The sequence below is a fragment of the Reichenbachiella sp. MALMAid0571 genome (assembly GCF_040151475.1).
GTDB lineage: Bacteria > Bacteroidota > Bacteroidia > Cytophagales > Cyclobacteriaceae > CAXBNB01.
On the sequence record NZ_JBDKWG010000094.1, the window covers coordinates 24804 to 42954 of the forward strand.

Genomic DNA, 18151 nt, shown 5'->3' on the forward strand with positions numbered 1-18151 from the left:
TCAAATTCAGACTATATACTTTGGATAATAATAGAAGAAAACACAAGTCGTAGATTCAGCTATGCTAGAATTTCGCAGTATATCCGAAATGGATTTTGGACTGATCAAATGAAAATCCCTGATTCCCGGAACGCCCAAGGCCGTATATGATGCTAAACTGACCTCCATTGGAATTTATTTTCATTCCAACCCCCGCACCGGACGGTTTATCGGTGATAGCTCCCGAGTAAATTTCCCGTTCCAACAATGCCTGGTCAAAAAACAAAAACAGATACGAACTGGCCTCCAAATACAACTGCCATTCAAGATTCACAAGGCCATATTTTGAAGCATAGAAGAAATTCTCATTGAATCCTCTTATGGATTTCAAACCACCCAATCGAAACAGGTCATTCAAGAAAAGATTTTGATTTTCTAAAAGACCTCCTGAGAATTTGAAAAATAAAATGGAGCTTTTTCCAAGAGGCATGTAATTGGCAAAGTCTGCTCTAAACTCATATTGATCGGATTTGCTTTGATTGTTGGGAGCAGAAGAAGTTATGGTTTTCAAACCAACTTGAGCATTCAGGTGCGTGATGTATCCGCTTTTTGGTATTTGAATATTGTCAAGTGTATTGATTTCCAAACCAACACCATAGTTGTTTAATCCAAAATCCCCATTGTCAACTGCCAAATCTTCTAACCGGTTTCCATTTTTATTTTCATAAAACAAATTCAATCGAGTGCTGGCAGAAAGCGAATAATTCAACCCCAGAAGTAATAACCGATTTGAAAATGCAGTGTTTTCCTTAAGCTGATTAAAGGATAACCGCAGATAAAAAGGAGAACCAAAGACAAATGGATGCTCATAGCTTACATCCAGTTGCTGAGTTTTTGTGGTAATTTTTTTCCAATGAAAATCAAAATATTTCCCCGCTTTAAACAAATTCTGAAGCTCAAAATTCAACTCCCCTGTGAGCTCAGGCTTACGGTTTTCAGCTCCCGGAATCAGTCCCAGTATTCCGTCAAAAATGTTGACTTTCCTTTTCGATAGTGATAGTCCGACTTTTGCTTTTTGAAGTCCAAAATAAACACCTGGTTCTTTTTCCAATTGCAAAAAAGGCAACCTGCTCAGCCTCTTTTCAATTTCATCTATTCTTTTTTGAGAAAATGCTTCATCATAACTTATTCCTAAATACCGGGAAATGAATTTAGAATTTACCAACTGTGCATCATTGACCTGAACAGAATCAAAAGTAATCCTTCTTCCCGGATCAGCATTCAACTCACAAAGCAAACCGGAACGATCAACATCAAATGAATCGAGTTGGACTTTGGCAAAAGGGTAGCCATTGTTTTCATAATAAGAAAGCACCTTTTGATACAACTTTTGAATTTCTGTAGATCGATAATCTATTGGCAATTGGCTTTGAGATAAAGCCAATTTTTTACTATCACTTTCGGTTAAATTTGTATGAATTATACGAATATATTCATACTTTTTTCCTAGGAACAATTTGACAGTAACTGTCTGATTGCCGAATGTTAATTCATCTAAACTAGCAAGCCAATAACCCTCTGCCCTCAGTTCAGCAACTCTATTTTTCAACAGCGTTTGAATTCCCAAAGAGTCCAGACTTCTAAGGTCAATTTCGTTCTTTCGAAATACATCATCCGTATCTCCGATTATCTCTAATTGATAGTTGCTCTGCGCATTTGCCCAATAATTAACTGTGCAAAAAGCAGTAATACAAAAAATATGTTTGATCCATTTTCCCAAAAGCGATTGGTTAGATTTGCTGCTAAAATAATCATTAGTGGCTGGAATTTACATTCATATCCCTTACTGCAAACAAGCCTGTCATTATTGTGACTTCCATTTTTCAACTTACCTGAGAACTAAACCTGATTTGGTAGATGCCATCTGTAAGGAAATCAGACTACAAAAAAGCTATTTGTCAGGCGAACCAATCAAAACAATATATTTTGGTGGTGGCACACCGTCTTTGCTTTCTTCTTACGAACTGGAAAAAATCCTAAATACTATTACTGAAAATTTTTCTGTTTCTAAAAACCCAGAGGTAACTCTGGAAGCAAACCCCGATGATTTGTCCGAAGAAAATTTATACACTTTCAAATCAAGGGGAATCAACCGCCTGAGCATTGGCATCCAATCATTCAATGATAATTTTCTCCATTTGTTCAACAGAGCTCACACATCACAGATGGCAACAAAGGCTGTTAGCAAAGCTAAAAATGTGGGGTTTGATAACATAAGTGTTGACCTCATTTTCGGAGTTCCGAATCAGACCCTTCAGCAGTTTCAAAAAGATTTGGAAAAAATCATTGCTTTAGACACCCAGCACATTTCAATATACGGCTTGACAATCGAAGAAAACACCACATTTGGCAAGTGGAAGAAAACAAACAAGATTCAGCCAATCGATGAGGAAGTTGCTGCCAGCCAGTTTGAGTTGATTATGGATGTACTAGCCAGTAGCGGATTCCACCAGTATGAAATCTCCAATTTCAGCAAACCGGGATTTGAATCCCAACACAATTCCAGTTATTGGAAAGGTGAACAATACTTAGGCCTTGGACCGGGAGCTCATTCATTCAATGGAAATTCCAGACAATTCAACATCCGAAATAACAGCAAATACATTAAAGCTATTGATGACGGGCAAATTCCATGTAATGTTGAATTGCTAACTAATAATCAAAAACTCAACGAGTATATTCTAACCAAAATCCGGACTGCAAAAGGAATAAGCCTTAAAGAAATAAAAGACCGTTTCAACTTTGATTTTGCAGGAAACTATACCGATAAGATTTCTCTTTATAAAAATCAGGGGTTGATCGAATTATCAGAATACCTGATGCTTACCAGAGAAGGGAAGCTGGTAGCGGATAGCATTACTGAAAATTTCATTGTGGATTGATGCTTTGCTTATAAAAGATTTTTCATGCTTCGTAATATATTTATATTATTGTACCTTCGTTTGACTTGCACAGGTTAACACAATAATGAATACAGAACTTAAAGCCATTATGCTGTTGAAATCTTTGATCTTCCACTACCATGGACTGGATGAAGATGAAAAAAAAATTCTGGATAAATCGGCTGAAGAATTAAAAGCACATGAAGAATTGGAATGGGCCAATGGTTTCATTGCAGAAGATTACCTCTCGGCATTCGAAAGGTCACGTGACTTTCTGAACAAAATAATTGGCCACCTGCCAAAGGAAAAAAGGTTGGGTTATCTGTATTCTGTATGGCAAGACAACAACAAAAAAGGTTACCTGACAGAAATGGAAGCAACCGCCATGCTCAACCTTGCCCGTGACTGGGAAATTCACAAAGACTTGATGAATCTTATTAAAGAGTAAATACTAAAGGCTCATCTTTTCTTTAAATCTGGATGCCTGCCTTCTGCTTACTTCCACTCTTTCTCCCCCTTTTAATTGAACCATAAGTCCACCATTAAACCACGGTTCAATAGTATCCACCCAACCTAAGTTAATAATGTGTTTTCTACTGGCACGAAAAAAAGATCGACCATCCAGCTTTTCATCCAAGGCATTGAGTGACTTGTGAATCATTGGGCGAAAAGTCTCAAAATACACTTTGATATAGTTACCATCTGATTCGAACAAACGAATATTTTCCAACTTTACAAACCAACATTTCTCTCCATCTTTCACAAACACCTGATCGGATGACATCAGCTTATGTGTCTGCTGAACAAACTGGCTGGAGGAAACTGGTTCGTCTTCTTTTAGCTTGTTGATCGAATTGGTGAGTCTTTCGGCATCAATTGGTTTAAGCAAATAATCCAGGGCATTGTATTCAAACGCTTTCAATGCAAACTGATCATAAGCAGTGGTAAATATTACTTTAGGTACTTTTTCCAGACTTTCCAGCAATTCAAACCCTGTTTTTCCAGGCATCTGAATATCCAAAAAAATTAAGTCAGGATTCAGCTCATTGATCTTGTCATAGGCATCATCAGCATTCACAGCCTCCCCTATCACTTCGATTTCGGTAAACTCTGCAAGTAATGAATTCAGCTCCTTTCGTGCCAGACGTTCGTCATCAACTATCAACGTTTTCATGTGTTTCTCTTTGTTTTTCAAATGTCACATCCGGTATTTCCAGTCGGGGAATCACTATTTCCGTCAATACCATTTCTTTATTTTCGTTGGAGATCTCCAGCCTGGCAGTATCACCGTATATCAGCTCCAATCTTTTCTTTGTATTGATCAGACCATAGCCTTCATTACTTACTTTTCCATTGATGTACTGTCCGCTGTTTCTTATATTTATCACCAGATTATTTTTCAGTAGCTGAGCCTGTATCCTTATTTCTCCTCCATATTTCAACTGGGCAATACCGTGTTTGATTCCATTCTCTACCAGTGTCTGCATCATCATTGGAGGTACTTTTACGGATTTTGTTTCCAACTGGATATCATAAGTCACTTTCAGCCGTTCCTCATACCTGATAGATTCCAACTCCAGATAATCTCTAACTATGTCTATTTCCTCTTCAAAATTTATCAATTTCTTTTTATCCATAGACAAAGAATTTCGCAGGATATTGGACAATCGGGTAATAGCTGACTTTGCTTTAATTGGATTTTCATCCACTAACCCCCTAATGCTATTCAAGGCATTGAAAATAAAATGTGGATTGAGTTGAGACTTCAGGTGGTTGAGTTCAATCTCATTGATCACCGCCTCGTACTTCAGCGACTTATTGTTTTGTTGGAAATAATGAAAAGTAAAATAGATAAGCGACCAAAGAAAATACATTGCCGTTGGGCCAAGTATGCCTAATGAAATATTCACAGAATTTAACTCTACCGAAGTAATCAAAATACCAAGCAAATAGGAAACAAAAAGCAAATACAGATAATTTGCCATCCCCAAAACCAAATCAGCAAACAAAGCCATTGGTATCAGTTTAAGCGGAGTGATGGTCACCCAATTTCCCTTTTTGATTAAATACCTTAAAAAATGAGTTGAACCTATATAAAATAAAATCTGTAGGATTTCGACTAAAATATCGGCGAGGTTCAGGTGATTTCTGAGAAATGAATAGGCCAGGATATTTGCAAAACCAAACAACGACCACCCGACAATCTGGCAAACCCAATAAATTTTGATTTTTGACATAAAAGCTATTCAAAATTAACTGTGTCAAATATAATCAAAGGTGTTGGACTTAACCGATCACTTTATTTCAGCGGCAATCTCTTCTTTCAAATGGACTTGCTCTTTAGGTGACGGGGGTCTCTTAAAAGGTCGGATGATTAATCTGGTACCACGGTCATAAGTAAAGTAATTCCATAGCCAGTTGCCGAAAATCACAATTTTGTTTCTGAATTCTACGATCAAAAACAAATGTACAAACATCCAAAGCATCCAGGCAAATAGCCCTCCAAACTTCAATCCTCCACGGAGTTCGGCTACAGCTTTGTTCCTACCAACAGTAGCCATACTTCCTTTGTCTGTATAGCTGAATGCCTTCAATAGCTTGTTGTCCATAGTTCGGCTAAAGTTCTGAGCCAACAATACTCCCTGTTGCATAGCTACAGGTGCCAGCATCGGGTGACCCTGAGGAGCATCTTCTGATGCCATATATCCCATATCACCAATGGCATATATATTATCGTGATTTTTTACTTTGTTGTACCTATCCACAAAATACCTTCGATCATTGGACAGGTCAGATTTAATTCCTTCAATAATGTTGCCCTGAACTCCGGCTGCCCACACCAATGTTTGAGCGGGAATTTGCATTCCATCATTAAGGGTTACCGTTTTGCCGTCATACGCCTTTACGATCTTGCCAATAAGCACATTCACATCAAATCGCTTCAAATACTGATAAGCTTTAATGCCGGATTTTTCTGACATTCCCCCCAACAACTTGTCTTTTCCTTCTATCAGGTATATCTGCATTTTGTCCAGATTCAATTCCGGATAATCCTTGGGTAATACATGCATTTTCAGCTCCCCCAAAGCTCCTGATATTTCTACTCCGGTTGGGCCTCCACCAACTACCACATAGTTCATCAGGCTTTGTACTTCTTCCGGATCGTTTTTGATCACAGCCTTTTCAAAGTTTTGCAAAATCTGACTTCTCAGGTTAAGGGCATGAGGCACCTGTTTCACTGGGAAGCTCTTTTCCTCAAAATCTTTATTTCCGAAATAATTGGTGACTGAGCCACATGCCAACACAAGGTGGTCGTATTTGATAGATCCGATGCTCGAATGTACCAGATTGTTATGCACATCTACTTCGGTTACATTGGCCATTCTAAAGAAAAAGTCCTTCTTGTAGCTCAGAATTTTTCTAAGCGATCCGGCAATAGAATCCGGCTCCAAACCGGCAGTGGCCACCTGATACAACAAAGGTTGAAAAGTATGGTAGTTGTTCCTGTCTAGCAATACCACCTGAAACTTAGTTGTATCTATTTTTTTAACGAATTTGATTCCGCCAAACCCTCCTCCTATTACCACAATTCTTGGCTTTTCGCTTTGAGGAATTTGCATCAACTCCTCGTTTGTACTCTGTGCTACCATCTGTGTAGTTTATTAACTCATATATCTCATACGAAGTGCAAAACTATGGGTTAATAGAATGATAAGGTTTATTTTTTGTGGTTATGTTTTTATACATTCGTGATTTATGTGATAAAAAAACCGCTAAATCAATTTGTACGATAAGACTCCTTTACATTACAACAAAAAGCCTGATTACAAATCAACCCGCTCCACACCATTCAGGTCGGTAGTGAGTATCTCCGACATGTAATCGAAAAAGGGACGCATGGCAACAAAGGTGTTGGCTATTTTTAAATGGAAATATTTGCTTAGTACTTCTTTATCTGTAAAATGGTGAGTAACAATAAACTGCTTATGCCGAAGCAAGTCTATAGCAGAGTCCTCTATTGAAAATCCCTTTGGTGAGGTTTTGACTTTTTCTCCCTGAAGTGTGCCAAAGGCATCCTTAAACTTCTTCTCCTCCAGAACCGCTCTTAACGAATCAGGGTCAGCCGTGATTTGTTTTCTAATGTGCAACAAATCTTGCGGATTTGGCCCCCAAAAGCCACCTTCTACAAAAGTATTGCCGGGCTGAATTTGAAAATAGTAACCTCCTCTCAGGTATTTGGTAGCTCGCCGAAAGCCACCGCCCAGGTTGTTTTTGTAAGGCAGCTTGTTTTTAGAAAAACGCACATCCCGATAGATACGAAACAAGCTTTTTTTGCCCGATGGAGTTTCAATCTGATCGTGCTTATGCATTTCAGCTAACACTCCATCTGCCAGGCTTATCATTTCGTTGCAGGCACTTTGGTATTCGTCTTTATGAGCAGTAAACCACTCCCGGTTGTTGTTCTGGTCTATTTTAGAAAGAAAATCTAAGGTAACAGAGAGGTTGTATGTTGAAGCCATAGACTGATAAATACGCTAATATGATACTGGTATTACTACCTATTTTTTTGATCTATTAAAACAGGTGGTTTTGTTAGTTTAGTATAGCAAAATCCAAGGTAGAAAGTTCAAAGTAATGCCATAGTAAGTATTAATAAGATCAATCCATTTTTCATATTTAGTGGGGGTTTGTTGATGATTTTTAAATCCTTTCAAATATTAAGAAAATATAAATCAAAGCACCTTCACCTGATACCCGTCTTTTTTTAATATTTCTCCAACCTTTTGGCGATGATCACCCTGAATGAGTATCTCCCTGTCTTTTACATTCCCTCCAACTCCACATTTATTTTTCAAGGCTTTCCCCAACTCATTGATGTCTTTCGTCAAACCCACAAAACCGGAAACCAGTGTCACTTTTTTCCCGCCCCGGTTTTTCTTATCCAACATAACTTTGAGGTGTTGCTGATTGTTCATAAGTGTTTCCTCTTCCTGCTCTTCGTTTTCATCATAAGAAAAACTATCGTCGGTGGAATACACGACTCCAATTCTATTCTTAAAACTATTACTTTTTTTCGCCATTTAAGCCTTTCTTATTTTTCTTCAATTCTAAAAGTCCATACAGGCCTGTTACTATGGTTGGCTACATCTTCTGCTATACTACCCGATAAAAAGTGGAATACTCCCGTTCTGCCGTGGGTTCCGATAGCGATCATATCGGCTTCTATATCCTGAGCAAAGCAAATAATTCCATCTTCTTCCTGAAAATCATTGTAGATATCCATGGTATAATTCTCAAGACCTTTAGACGTAGCAAATTCCTCCATCGTCTCAAAATCCTGTCTTGTAGTCGTAAAATTATTTGGTGTATTGACTGTGACCAGGCTTAGTTTAGCCTCGAACAATGATTGCATTTCTTTGATATAGGCAACAATACCTTCACCAGGCGATTTAAAATCAGATGCAAATACAATGTTTTTTATATCATCAATACTTGTTTTAGATTTTATGGTCAGAACAGGGCACTGAGATGTCCTGATTACTTTTTCGGCATTTGACCCTACCAGTAACTCTTCCATACCTTCTGTGCCTTCTGTGCCCATAACTACCAGATCAGTCTCCGTCTTGACAATATCTTCTGTGATTTCCACAAATGGATTACCCACTACTACTTTGGTTTTGATATCAATCCCTGAAAATTCTGGCGAATTTCTCAAGTCTTCCATTTTGACTTTCACCGAATCAATCATTTTTTTAATGTAAAGATTTTCCATCGGGTCATAACCGGTAATACCCATTGAGTTAAATGTAGATACAGATGGGTGTTCGATGATATTCAGCAAAAGGATTTGACAATTGTCTCTTTCAGCTAATTGTCTGGCAAACTCAAGGGCATGTCCTGATACTTCTGAAAAGTCGGTGGGAACAAGTATTTTTTTCATATTATGAATTAATTTTAACTTTTTTTTAACGAAAAATAAAGATACGTAAAATTATATGAACTGGAAAAAACTAACAGAGGTAGAGGCTTTAGAAGAAATTAAATCCAAATCATTTGACAATCCAATCCTAATTTACAAACACAGCACAAGATGTAGTGTGAGTAGCATGGTACTCAACCGTCTCGAAAGGTCTTGGGACGATCAGGAAATGCAAAATATAGAAATTTATTTTCTGGATTTAATCGCTCATAGAGATGTCTCAAATCAAATCGAAAGTGTTTTTGGTATTTCTCATGAGTCTCCACAGATATTATTGATCTCGTCCGGTAAGTGTGTTTACAATGCTTCTCATATGGGCATTTCCTATAGAGAGTTGAAAAACGAACTTGGAAGTACCACATTGGCAATGTAAAACACCTTGTTTAAATCGACTCATCATCGGTCAGTTCAGTAATAAGCTGACCGATCTTTTCTGCTTTTTTCCCATACAAAAAATACAAAAACCAATAAAGCAGCAAAATCGCCAAAGCAAATCCCCCAAACAGGAGCACTATAAACCAACCTTGAGAAAAATACTTTTCCGAAAAAATATCCGGGTTGGCAAAATACATCCCTGTCATAAAAAGAGGCAATGCAAGTATCACATTTGCCACTTTGTAATGGGCAATAAACCTGTTGATCATACGATACACCGTATGCAAATACTCCAGCACACTATTATCAATGGTTTTCTCACTCAGTTTTTTTATCAGCCTCCTGTAGTAAATAAAATAACCCACGTCCACCACAAACAAAAACATGGCAACTTCCCATTTCAAATCAAAAGTCATATAAAATGCTATACCAGTAAGTACAACTAAGTTGATCCACATCTCCAGCTTAAGTGCTTTGACAAATTTTTGGATAATGTTGACCGACCCCCTGTCAATGATTTTCTCTACCATCTCAGCATTAAATTCTACAGATTGATCCTCTGCTTCTTGATTCCAAGCTTTTTTAATGTCTAAATCTTTCATTGATTATAGATTTTAACTGATTTTTTACTCGATTGACTTTCGCCCCCACATTCGTAATGGTGATTCCCAAAATTTCCGCCATCTCCTTATAGCTCTTGTCGTCAAGGTACAATAGTATCACAGCCCTGTCCGATTCCTTCAATAACCTGATGCCACTGTAAATTGATTTCAGGTTTTCTTCATCTGTATAGTCGGTATCGTCCTTGAAATCTAACGTTACGTCACGTACAGTAGGAATTCTCTTCTTCTTTATCCTAAGCTGTGAAAGGCACACATTGAGGCAAACCCGATAGACCCAGGTAGATATTTTTGAAGCTCCTCTAAAAGAATCGAAAGATTGCCACAATTGGACAATACACTCTTGCTGATAATCATTAAAGTCCTCAGAATTGTCCGTATAAGCCCGACAGATTTTAGTAATAATCTTCTGATTGTTGTTCAATAAATCCTGAAACTCTGGCTTCATAAAAGCAGGACGGTTTATCTAATTCTACTCCAATATCATCTATATAGATAAAAGATGTTCTAATAGACATTTATTTTATTGGCATTCTTTCAAATGGCTTTGATCTGTCGAATATATACCTGTAAGTGTGGTGTGTCTTTCCTATTTCTCCGCCGATCTGCTTCACCACAATAATCATCTTACGATTAAAATCTCCAATCCAGTTCATTTCCAAAATAGGATATCTTCTATAATCCTTCTGCACCATTTGCGCTGTAGCCATTACCAGCGCACCATCTAGTCCTTTTCCCTGATGTGCAGGAGCCACGCCAAACACCAAACCAAGCATTTTCTTATTGGTTTTCCTCCATTTGTGCCATACAAACTTGAGCTTGCCAATTAAATCCAACTTGCCATTCACATACTTAAAAATCTGATTTACTTCTGGCAGATTAATATAAAAAGCCACAGGATCTCCCTTATAGTAAGCAAACCATATTATCTTTTCATCAATGATGGGTTTCATTTGCTTCATGATAGCATCGGCCTGTTCTTCAGACATCTCTGCCACCCCATCGTGATTGGCCCAGGCGAGGTTATATACTATTCTGAAATCATTGGCATATTTTTTCAGGTTTTTAAGCTTCATGTGCTCAAAGCTATAATCCGGATCCTGATTTAGGATGTCAGCCTTTTTCATAATCCTGGGATCAAACGGATCAAATGTATTTCGAATAAAGGTGAATTGTTTGAAATATACCTGAAAACCATAGTTTTCTACCAACTGTTGGTAATAAGAGAAATTATAATTGCACTGGTAGTTTGGTTCTATATCAAATCCATCAATGAGCAGTCCCCACCACTTGTCCCTGTCACCAAAATTGATAGGGCCATCCATTGCTTCCATTCCTTTTGACTCAAGCCAGTTTTTGCAGGCATTAAAAAGAAAGTCAGCAGTCGGTTGATCGTTGATACACTCAAAAAAACCCATACCACCAGTAGGCTGGTCATTGTTTTTGTTGGCAGTTTTGTTATTGACAAAAGCAGCTATACGACCGACCGTTTTTCCATTTTCCTGAGCTATCCACCTGATACATTCTCCAAACTTGAAGGTTTTATTTATACTTGGGTCAAAAACTCCCTCCACGTCTTTATCCAATGGACGAATCCAGTTGCTTTCGTTTTTATAGAGACACACTGGCAAGCTTAAAAATTCCTGAATTTCCCCTTTTGATTTTACTTCAACTAATTCCATATATTCCGTCTGGCATTTTGCATTTAGCTGTAAAAGTAGGTAAAATCCAAATTTAAAAAATTGCGAAAAATATTGAACGTCGTTTTTAGACCTAACAAGAATCTATATGAAAAATAAATTAAAAAAATGACGATCAATTTTTGCAATTAAAATAGAGACAAATATATTTGCACTTCGAAAATCAGAACGGCAGGTTTTGATGCCAAAAATGGTCCGTTCGTCTAGGGGTTAGGACGCCAGGTTTTCATCCTGGTAACAGGGGTTCGATTCCCCTACGGACTACTTTTAACAACACCAAACAAAAGCCAACTTTACATAAAGTTGGCTTTTTTAATGCCTTAAACCCACTTTTTTAAAGGTTTACTTTACGTTCTGTTTCGTTTGTTTTTGGTAATTGTTTGCGCATTTGTTTTCAAATTTTTATTGACTAGGTTTGAAAATTATGGGCCATACAATTGTAGCATTAGTCAACAGAAGCAACCGGAAAAATAAGTCCGGCCGCTATAAAATTCAGATCCGGGTCACGCTTGACAGGAAATCAAAATATTTTTCACTCGATGAAAGCATTGAGTTGAAATATTGGTCCGGCAAATACAACAACTGGATTAAAGAAAACCACTCTCATAATTTCAAAATCAATAAGCTAATCGCTACCAAGATAAATGCTATTGAAGGCTATATTTTCGATCAAAAGAATTTTGGGTGCAGCATAAGCCTTAAAGGTATCGAAGAGTTTTGGAATAGAAGGGGAGATAGAAATATACTCAACGACTATATAGATAACTACCTCCATGACAGAAAATTCAATAGCCTTAACACTGTTAAAAAATATAAGACTCTACAGAAGCACCTTAGCAACTTCAATCCAAAAATTCCCATGAACTCCGTAAATGAAGCCCTCCTTCAGGAATTTGGGAAATACCTTACTGGGCTTGGATTGGCTGGAGCCACTGTGTTGAAGTATTTCGATCCATTAAAGAAGATATGCCGCAATGCAGTGAAGAAAGGATACATGATCCGTGACCCTTTTTATGAAGTTGTCCTGGGAATAGAAAAATCCAAACCACATAGGGAGTATCTGGAATTGGTAGAAATTAATTTTATTAAAAATGTGCAGCTCCCTACAGAACGGCCAGCACTTGCTAATGCCAGAAAACATTTCCTTTTTTGTTTTTATGCCGGTATATATTATTCTGATTTAAGAAAGCTCAAATGGGACGAAATAATAAACAGTAGTGAGGGCTATATGATAGAAGGAACACGACATAAAAACGGTGAACAATTTTATTCTCCTATATATGAATTTACTCATGCCATTGAAATTATTGAAATGCAAAAAGGCTTAGATATGGTCTATGTATTCCCCGATCTCATTAGCGAACAAAAATATAATTACCACCTGAAACAGATTGCCAGGCTTGCTGGCATTGAGAAAAACCTTACTAATCGACTGGCCAGGCATTCATTTTCCCAATATTGGCAAGGGGAAAAGGGTATCCCTGTACATTTTGTTCAAAAAATGATGGGCCATACCGATATAGCCACTACAAAAAGTTACTACGACACTACTCCGGATGAAATAATCCAGGCAATAAAAACATTAGCCTTTAAGAAATAAACCTTACCAACTCTTAACCAGGGATATCAATGCCAGGGTTGAAAAATTTGACTTCAGAAAGCTGGGCTTATAGAAAAGATAGAATGGTTTGGGATACATCCCAAATTGAGCCTTTTAAAAAAGGCACTATGGTTGTGGCAATGTGGTGTAGCTGTTTGCTGTTACTTTAGCAGTCAAACAATTTGCTTATTATAGGTTCAAGGTTAGAACCTATACCATGTCTAGCTTGGTAGAGACAAGCCTTACTGATATCAGGGTTTTCTCAAAGTTTGTCAAAATGGATTAGGATTGGTGAAGGACAGGAAGTGATTGAGAGAATTGAACTCCAGGAGTGCCAGGCTCTTCGTAAATGTGACATTACTCTATATATCTAAATTATGTCGCATAAATGAAACATAATCAGTAATATATGTGTTAAACTGTACTATCCTTATAAAACCATTGCATTATTAAAAGAGAGGTATTATGTTTACAGTTGGATAAAATTTGTTTGCTTGAACCACGAATACAACCGCCAATATACTATGGAATGTCTATCACCAAAGTCTGAAATTAGCAATACTTTTTCTGCTGTTAGAGAATTTTCATTTAGAGAGAAAAAACGTACTTATGATGAAGAGCGAATAAATTTAATATTGGATGCAATATTAGAATTTAAATCGTCATTATCTGAAAAAACGAACAAACTAAATGATCTCAATGAAAATATTGAGAAACTCACTTGGGAAAATGATTTGGATGATGAATGTTTAATGCTCTTAAATGACTTAATTTCCTCAGCCAAAGACCTCCATTCCTCATTAATAAGGCAATATGTTGGGATGAAAGAATTTAGAGCGAAGGGTATTGCAAAGGATGAAATCAAAGATTTCAAAAACTCAATAGACGACTTGAAAGAAACATACACAGATTTGGAATCTGCATTCTTTTTTCTTCCGAAAATGCCAGAATTTATTGAAACTACCAAAGAATTTGCCCTTGTCTAATGGATATTTACTGCATTGAAGAATTCAAAAAAGAATTCGAGCAGCTTATCTCCAAAAAAAATTACCGATCTCTTACAAAAGATATAATTGAATACTTCTTTGATAAGAATATTGATGGGTTAAAATCAGGCACCAGGTTAAATAACAATGATGAAACACCCTATATTAAAAAGAGGATAGGAGGTCGGGGAGGTTTTCGATTGTACTTTCTCCTCATTATTAGGAAAGAGTCCCTATATCTCTTATTTGTTCATCCGAAAACTGGGCCTGATGGGTCTCAAAATATTACTGATGAAGCAAAAGCCAAACTTTATAAAAGAGTATTGGAATGTATTAAATCTAATTTTCTTTATCGACTGGAAGTTGAAGGCAATAAATTGAAATTTGTTGATTGTAAGGTGAAACCATGACGATTTTAGCAGATCAGTCCCTTTTGAAACTCCTTACTAATCGACTGGCCAGGCATTCATTTTCCCAATATTGGCAAGGGGAAAAGGGAATCCCTGTACATTTTGTTCAAAAAATGATGGGACATACCGATATAGCCACTACAAAAAGTTACTACGACACTACTCCGGATGAAATAATCCAGGCAATAAAAACATTAGCCTTTAAGAAATAACCCTTACCAGCTGTCAACCAGGGATATCAATGCCAGGGTAGAACGGTTTGACTTCAGAGAGCTAGGGCTATAATAAAACTACCAACTCCAAAATGATAGGTGCAGCCATTTTATACTGTGGCACATCTGCCTCGATATTCTACAGACACCTTCACCTGATGATAGGTACAGCCTTTTTAGAAACTGCCCCAAAACCACAAAATTTTGAGCTAACTTAAATAATATTGTATTCAGCGAACTAGGAATTTCAGTATGGCCAGAATAAAAAAAATTTCCGTTAGACATTTTTTAAACAAACGGTTACCACCACAAAAATTTGATAATAATGTTTTGAGGTACCCACTGTATATAAGGTTACGATACAATAATAAACCAGTAGAAGTTAGAAGCATATTAGCATCTATTTCATGGCATTTGGATTCTCAAGATCACAAAATTTATAGTTTTTATTCAGAGGTTGATTTTTGGGATAAAGGGTATTTCACCGAAGAGGAATTTGATAATCTATCAGAGCGTCTAAAAACAAACCTCCAAAAGGAAATTTCGGGGTGCGAATGGCTCTTTTATCATTATCTAAATAAAAATATCAATATACTGGATTATGATACGAAGCGAATTTTGGAGATTTTCCTTAGACCTACATTTTTAGCACTTGAAGATTATTTAAAAATACTGCTTGCTTCAACATTAAATGAGACAATTTATAAACCATTTTCGTCTTGGCTAATAGCACCTAAAATTGAGTTTTCGAAAGTTTTCATGATGCTTAAACAAATATCCAATGATGGTATAAATAGTACAAATTTTTATCGGAAGATAATTAAGCCCTATGAGGAACATAATATCTTATTAGAAGATGTTTATGAGAATTTCACAAAAAGAAATCTGTCCTTATTATATGAATGTATGTTCAAAGATGATTCAAATATTCACCAGCATATTGATGCTAATTACGCTAAATTGACCGCTCAACAATACAGAACAATTCTGAAATTAACAGGTGATTTTTACTACCGGCAGTTGGGTTTTATGTTATAGTTCAATGTAATAAACAAATTAATTTCACGAAATATTTCAGGATTCGTTAAAAAGTGTTTAAATTTGAATTATGCTAATCAAAAAACATATTTCGAATGGAAACTATCATATCCAACAAGTCGGTTGAAGAATTACCTCTAAAGGAAGAGCTCAGACAACTAAAAAATAACCAAGAAAGAATTCTTGGAGCTTTAGAGTCTTATAAAATCATCCAGCCTCCAGAATATTTCACTGTATCTGAATTTATGGAGAAAGCAATGATGGGCAGATGGAAGTTCAATCAGTTAAGAAGCAACAATACGATAAAAGTAATTCAACGAGGTAAAAAACTTTTCGTACCTGCAACTGAAGTGCGTAGATACTTCGAAGGAGAAATGGAATAAAAAAGGGCACATCCTGCAAGATGTGCCCTTTTTCAATTAAGCAAATAATTATTTTTTACACTTTAAATCATATAAAGATGAACAAATCTAAGGAAAAACTGTACCCCATCAAAATTGATGGCTTGAACTCAATTGAGGATCGTGAATATTTCCACGATCACCTGCTTAAAGCATCCGATATACTCACCGATCGCATGAAAAATGACCATCGTCAGGAGTATCTGGAGGCTATCTACTTTCTAAATGAAATCCAGGAATCTTTTAGTCCTCACAATGAAGACTTACCTGATATAGTGCTGGAGGATGTAAAATCTGCCTGGGATTTACAACTTTATAACAGGGGCCTCACTACTGCTATAAGCTTCATAATTGGGACAAATCAGGGAGAAGACAAGGTAGATGTCTATGATACAATTTACTGCCTTAGCAAGCTGAACAGAGCTATTGCCTTCACCTGGGAAGTATTCAATAATCCAAAACGAATCAGTGCCTAACACTGAAAGTATATGCCCCTTGCCAATGCCGGCAGGGGCATTTTTTTTAAAAAACACATGAGCACTCTTGAACAGATATTAGCGGAGCAGAAAAACAAGCTAGCCACTGCAAGCAATGGAGAGTTAAATGAAGAATTAAACAAAAGAGAACGATCTAACTTGATTTTTCCCCTTGATGCTTTTCATCCTAAAATTAAGCCCTTTATTGAAGTTCTTGTGAATGAATTCGATATACCCAGATCATTTATTGGCCTGTGCTTATTGAGTGTTTACAGTACATCAATAGGTGCATCTTATCGAGTTGTATCTAAAATTGGAAATCCTATCTCCCTTGCTATTTGGGCATGTATGGAGGGGATATCAAGCAGTGGCAAATCTTACGCAATTGACGTAATTTCAGATCCGCTATATCAAATTCAAAAACTATATGACCAGGAATGGGAAAACGGTCAGGAAGCTGAAGAAAGAGTGAATCAAGAACTGAAAACTGTAGTGTATAGAGATTCACATATATCCACACTTGTAAGGTATGTCATGCCCGACAATCCCAAAGGGGTAGTAAAACATAGTGACGAAATAATGGAATGGCTGAATGGTATGAACCAACTAAGCCGGAAAGAAGGTACTGATGAACAGTTTTGGCTTAGTACGTGGAGCGGCCGTGCATACAGTGGCATCAGGTCTCGAAAAGACAAATTTGTACTACCAAGCCCATTTGTAAATGTAATAGGTGGAATTCAACCAACCATTACCTATAAGCTGTTTGCAAAAGACCGGGATACTACAGGCTTTATTTTTCGATTACTCTTTGCGGTTCCTGAGGAAGTAAGGGTTGCCAGTCCTAACCTCAATTATACCATGCCAGATGAACTTATGAAAATACATGCTAAATGTATTCATAGTTTATACACCGGACTGCCAGTTTATGAGAGCTACGAAGAGCCAAAGATATGCAAACTGGATTCTAATGCTATCAGAGAGTTCAATGAGTGGATCAAAATAAAAACACACAAAATCAATAGAATGGAAGATATCAGGGATAAAGAAATTCATTCTGGTGTATTGGGTAAGGTAAAAGAATACGCACTTAGGTTTTCAGCTATATTAACACTGGTTGACAGAACTTTCGAACACCAGGATTATGATGACGAAGTGAATGTTCCGCAACACGTTATGAACAGAGCTCTCAGAATGGCTGATTACTTCTATGAGTCTGCTATTGCAGTGTATGACAGGGTCAATACTACAATGACGGCACCAGTGGAAGTACTAAGAGTGGCAGCAATGATGAGATTAGGTTATAGTCAGTACAAAATAACAGAGATAGAGTATAATGGCTCAAAAGAGAGGGCTGATTACCTTAAAATGAATAGGAAAATTAAAAAATGGATTAAAGACTATCCTAAAGTGTTTAATGCAGTACCTAAATAGT

Annotated in this window: 21 protein-coding genes and 1 tRNA gene; 12 read left to right on the plus strand and 10 right to left on the minus strand. The window is 36.9% G+C overall.

Going from position 1 to position 18151, the window contains the following annotated elements; genetic code table 11:
- Positions 1-64 precede the first annotated feature (64 nt).
- Positions 65-1759 carry a BamA/TamA family outer membrane protein gene (locus tag AAOP42_RS03440; RefSeq protein WP_349527063.1) on the minus strand — a complete coding sequence of 565 codons (1695 nt, stop codon included), beginning with the start codon at positions 1757-1759 and terminating at the stop codon, positions 65-67.
- A gap of 37 nt (positions 1760-1796) precedes the next feature.
- Between AAOP42_RS03440 and hemW the strand changes: the two genes are divergently transcribed.
- Complete coding sequence (gene hemW / locus AAOP42_RS03445; protein WP_349527064.1) at positions 1797-2921, plus strand: radical SAM family heme chaperone HemW; 1125 nt, start codon at positions 1797-1799, stop codon at positions 2919-2921.
- An 85-nt stretch (positions 2922-3006) separates the two neighbouring features.
- Complete coding sequence (locus AAOP42_RS03450) at positions 3007-3369, plus strand: hypothetical protein (RefSeq protein ID WP_349527065.1); 363 nt, start codon at positions 3007-3009, stop codon at positions 3367-3369.
- A gap of 3 nt (positions 3370-3372) precedes the next feature.
- Here AAOP42_RS03450 and AAOP42_RS03455 read toward each other — a convergent pair whose 3' ends face one another.
- The 6 genes from AAOP42_RS03455 to AAOP42_RS03480 all read right to left on the minus strand — a co-directional run bounded on the left by AAOP42_RS03455 (position 3373) and on the right by AAOP42_RS03480 (position 8862).
- Positions 3373-4095, minus strand: a complete 723-nt coding sequence (locus AAOP42_RS03455) for a LytR/AlgR family response regulator transcription factor (protein ID WP_349527066.1) — start codon at positions 4093-4095, stop codon at positions 3373-3375.
- Positions 4076-5158 carry a sensor histidine kinase gene (locus AAOP42_RS03460; RefSeq protein WP_349527067.1) on the minus strand — a complete coding sequence of 361 codons (1083 nt, stop codon included), beginning with the start codon at positions 5156-5158 and terminating at the stop codon, positions 4076-4078. Before AAOP42_RS03460 ends, AAOP42_RS03455 begins: the two co-directional genes overlap by 20 nt.
- A gap of 57 nt (positions 5159-5215) precedes the next feature.
- Entirely contained in the window at positions 5216-6571 is a 1356-nt protein-coding gene (locus AAOP42_RS03465; protein WP_349527068.1) for an NAD(P)/FAD-dependent oxidoreductase, read from the minus strand.
- A gap of 174 nt (positions 6572-6745) precedes the next feature.
- Entirely contained in the window at positions 6746-7441 is a 696-nt protein-coding gene (locus AAOP42_RS03470) for a DUF2461 domain-containing protein (RefSeq protein WP_349527069.1), read from the minus strand.
- Positions 7442-7654: 213 nt separating this feature from the next.
- The gene (locus tag AAOP42_RS03475) at positions 7655-8002 is read right to left on the minus strand and encodes a translation initiation factor (protein ID WP_349527070.1); all 348 of its coding nucleotides are present in this window, start codon (positions 8000-8002) and stop codon (positions 7655-7657) included.
- 11 nt (positions 8003-8013) lie between these two features.
- The gene (locus AAOP42_RS03480; protein WP_349527071.1) at positions 8014-8862 is read right to left on the minus strand and encodes a universal stress protein; all 849 of its coding nucleotides are present in this window, start codon (positions 8860-8862) and stop codon (positions 8014-8016) included.
- A 55-nt stretch (positions 8863-8917) separates the two neighbouring features.
- Between AAOP42_RS03480 and ytxJ the strand changes: the two genes are divergently transcribed.
- The gene (ytxJ, locus tag AAOP42_RS03485) at positions 8918-9274 is read left to right on the plus strand and encodes a bacillithiol system redox-active protein YtxJ (protein ID WP_349527072.1); all 357 of its coding nucleotides are present in this window, start codon (positions 8918-8920) and stop codon (positions 9272-9274) included.
- A gap of 10 nt (positions 9275-9284) precedes the next feature.
- Here ytxJ and AAOP42_RS03490 read toward each other — a convergent pair whose 3' ends face one another.
- From AAOP42_RS03490 to AAOP42_RS03500, 3 genes are all read right to left on the minus strand, one after another.
- On the minus strand, positions 9285-9878 hold the full coding sequence (locus AAOP42_RS03490; protein ID WP_349527073.1) for a hypothetical protein: 594 nt from the start codon (positions 9876-9878) through the stop codon (positions 9285-9287).
- Positions 9859-10344 (minus strand): RNA polymerase sigma factor, encoded by a 486-nt coding sequence (locus AAOP42_RS03495; protein ID WP_349527074.1) that lies wholly within the window; start codon positions 10342-10344, stop codon positions 9859-9861. The genes AAOP42_RS03490 and AAOP42_RS03495 overlap by 20 nt, the downstream gene beginning before the upstream one ends.
- Before the next feature lie 70 nt (positions 10345-10414).
- Positions 10415-11578 (minus strand): hypothetical protein, encoded by a 1164-nt coding sequence (locus tag AAOP42_RS03500; RefSeq protein WP_349527075.1) that lies wholly within the window; start codon positions 11576-11578, stop codon positions 10415-10417.
- A 210-nt stretch (positions 11579-11788) separates the two neighbouring features.
- Between AAOP42_RS03500 and AAOP42_RS03505 the strand changes: the two genes are divergently transcribed.
- The 9 genes from AAOP42_RS03505 to AAOP42_RS03545 all read left to right on the plus strand — a co-directional run bounded on the left by AAOP42_RS03505 (position 11789) and on the right by AAOP42_RS03545 (position 18150).
- Positions 11789-11860 (plus strand) — tRNA-Glu (locus AAOP42_RS03505).
- A 160-nt stretch (positions 11861-12020) separates the two neighbouring features.
- Positions 12021-13196, plus strand: a complete 1176-nt coding sequence (locus AAOP42_RS03510) for a phage integrase SAM-like domain-containing protein (protein WP_349527076.1) — start codon at positions 12021-12023, stop codon at positions 13194-13196.
- A 524-nt stretch (positions 13197-13720) separates the two neighbouring features.
- Positions 13721-14182 (plus strand): hypothetical protein, encoded by a 462-nt coding sequence (locus AAOP42_RS03515; protein WP_349527077.1) that lies wholly within the window; start codon positions 13721-13723, stop codon positions 14180-14182.
- Positions 14182-14592 (plus strand): hypothetical protein, encoded by a 411-nt coding sequence (locus AAOP42_RS03520; protein WP_349527078.1) that lies wholly within the window; start codon positions 14182-14184, stop codon positions 14590-14592. Before AAOP42_RS03515 ends, AAOP42_RS03520 begins: the two co-directional genes overlap by 1 nt.
- Positions 14589-14804, plus strand: a complete 216-nt coding sequence (locus AAOP42_RS03525; protein ID WP_349527079.1) for a tyrosine-type recombinase/integrase — start codon at positions 14589-14591, stop codon at positions 14802-14804. Before AAOP42_RS03520 ends, AAOP42_RS03525 begins: the two co-directional genes overlap by 4 nt.
- A gap of 252 nt (positions 14805-15056) precedes the next feature.
- A complete protein-coding gene (locus tag AAOP42_RS03530) occupies positions 15057-15842 on the plus strand; it encodes a hypothetical protein (RefSeq protein WP_349527080.1) in 786 nt (261 codons plus the stop codon).
- A gap of 95 nt (positions 15843-15937) precedes the next feature.
- Positions 15938-16225: a hypothetical protein gene (locus AAOP42_RS03535; protein ID WP_349527081.1), complete on the plus strand. Its 288-nt coding sequence runs from the start codon at positions 15938-15940 to the stop codon at positions 16223-16225.
- Positions 16226-16302: 77 nt separating this feature from the next.
- Positions 16303-16719: a hypothetical protein gene (locus AAOP42_RS03540; RefSeq protein WP_349527082.1), complete on the plus strand. Its 417-nt coding sequence runs from the start codon at positions 16303-16305 to the stop codon at positions 16717-16719.
- Between the two features lie 57 nt (positions 16720-16776).
- Entirely contained in the window at positions 16777-18150 is a 1374-nt protein-coding gene (locus tag AAOP42_RS03545) for a DUF3987 domain-containing protein (protein ID WP_349527083.1), read from the plus strand.
- Position 18151 lies beyond the last annotated feature (1 nt).

Coding starts and splice junctions, on each gene's coding strand:
- AAOP42_RS03475 (WP_349527070.1), bottom strand. CDS start 8,002: ATGGCGAAAAAAAGTAATAGTTTTAAGAATAGAATTGGAGTCGTGTAT.
- AAOP42_RS03450 (WP_349527065.1), top strand. CDS start 3,007: ATGAATACAGAACTTAAAGCCATTATGCTGTTGAAATCTTTGATCTTC.
- AAOP42_RS03540 (WP_349527082.1), top strand. CDS start 16,303: ATGAACAAATCTAAGGAAAAACTGTACCCCATCAAAATTGATGGCTTG.
- AAOP42_RS03480 (WP_349527071.1), bottom strand. CDS start 8,862: ATGAAAAAAATACTTGTTCCCACCGACTTTTCAGAAGTATCAGGACAT.
- ytxJ (WP_349527072.1), top strand. CDS start 8,918: ATGAACTGGAAAAAACTAACAGAGGTAGAGGCTTTAGAAGAAATTAAA.
- AAOP42_RS03520 (WP_349527078.1), top strand. CDS start 14,182: ATGGATATTTACTGCATTGAAGAATTCAAAAAAGAATTCGAGCAGCTT.
- AAOP42_RS03460 (WP_349527067.1), bottom strand. CDS start 5,158: ATGTCAAAAATCAAAATTTATTGGGTTTGCCAGATTGTCGGGTGGTCG.
- AAOP42_RS03530 (WP_349527080.1), top strand. CDS start 15,057: ATGGCCAGAATAAAAAAAATTTCCGTTAGACATTTTTTAAACAAACGG.
- AAOP42_RS03455 (WP_349527066.1), bottom strand. CDS start 4,095: ATGAAAACGTTGATAGTTGATGACGAACGTCTGGCACGAAAGGAGCTG.
- AAOP42_RS03535 (WP_349527081.1), top strand. CDS start 15,938: ATGGAAACTATCATATCCAACAAGTCGGTTGAAGAATTACCTCTAAAG.
- AAOP42_RS03510 (WP_349527076.1), top strand. CDS start 12,021: ATGGGCCATACAATTGTAGCATTAGTCAACAGAAGCAACCGGAAAAAT.
- AAOP42_RS03525 (WP_349527079.1), top strand. CDS start 14,589: ATGACGATTTTAGCAGATCAGTCCCTTTTGAAACTCCTTACTAATCGA.
- AAOP42_RS03465 (WP_349527068.1), bottom strand. CDS start 6,571: ATGGTAGCACAGAGTACAAACGAGGAGTTGATGCAAATTCCTCAAAGC.
- AAOP42_RS03470 (WP_349527069.1), bottom strand. CDS start 7,441: ATGGCTTCAACATACAACCTCTCTGTTACCTTAGATTTTCTTTCTAAA.
- AAOP42_RS03495 (WP_349527074.1), bottom strand. CDS start 10,344: ATGAAGCCAGAGTTTCAGGATTTATTGAACAACAATCAGAAGATTATT.
- AAOP42_RS03500 (WP_349527075.1), bottom strand. CDS start 11,578: ATGGAATTAGTTGAAGTAAAATCAAAAGGGGAAATTCAGGAATTTTTA.
- AAOP42_RS03490 (WP_349527073.1), bottom strand. CDS start 9,878: ATGAAAGATTTAGACATTAAAAAAGCTTGGAATCAAGAAGCAGAGGAT.
- AAOP42_RS03545 (WP_349527083.1), top strand. CDS start 16,777: ATGAGCACTCTTGAACAGATATTAGCGGAGCAGAAAAACAAGCTAGCC.
- AAOP42_RS03515 (WP_349527077.1), top strand. CDS start 13,721: ATGGAATGTCTATCACCAAAGTCTGAAATTAGCAATACTTTTTCTGCT.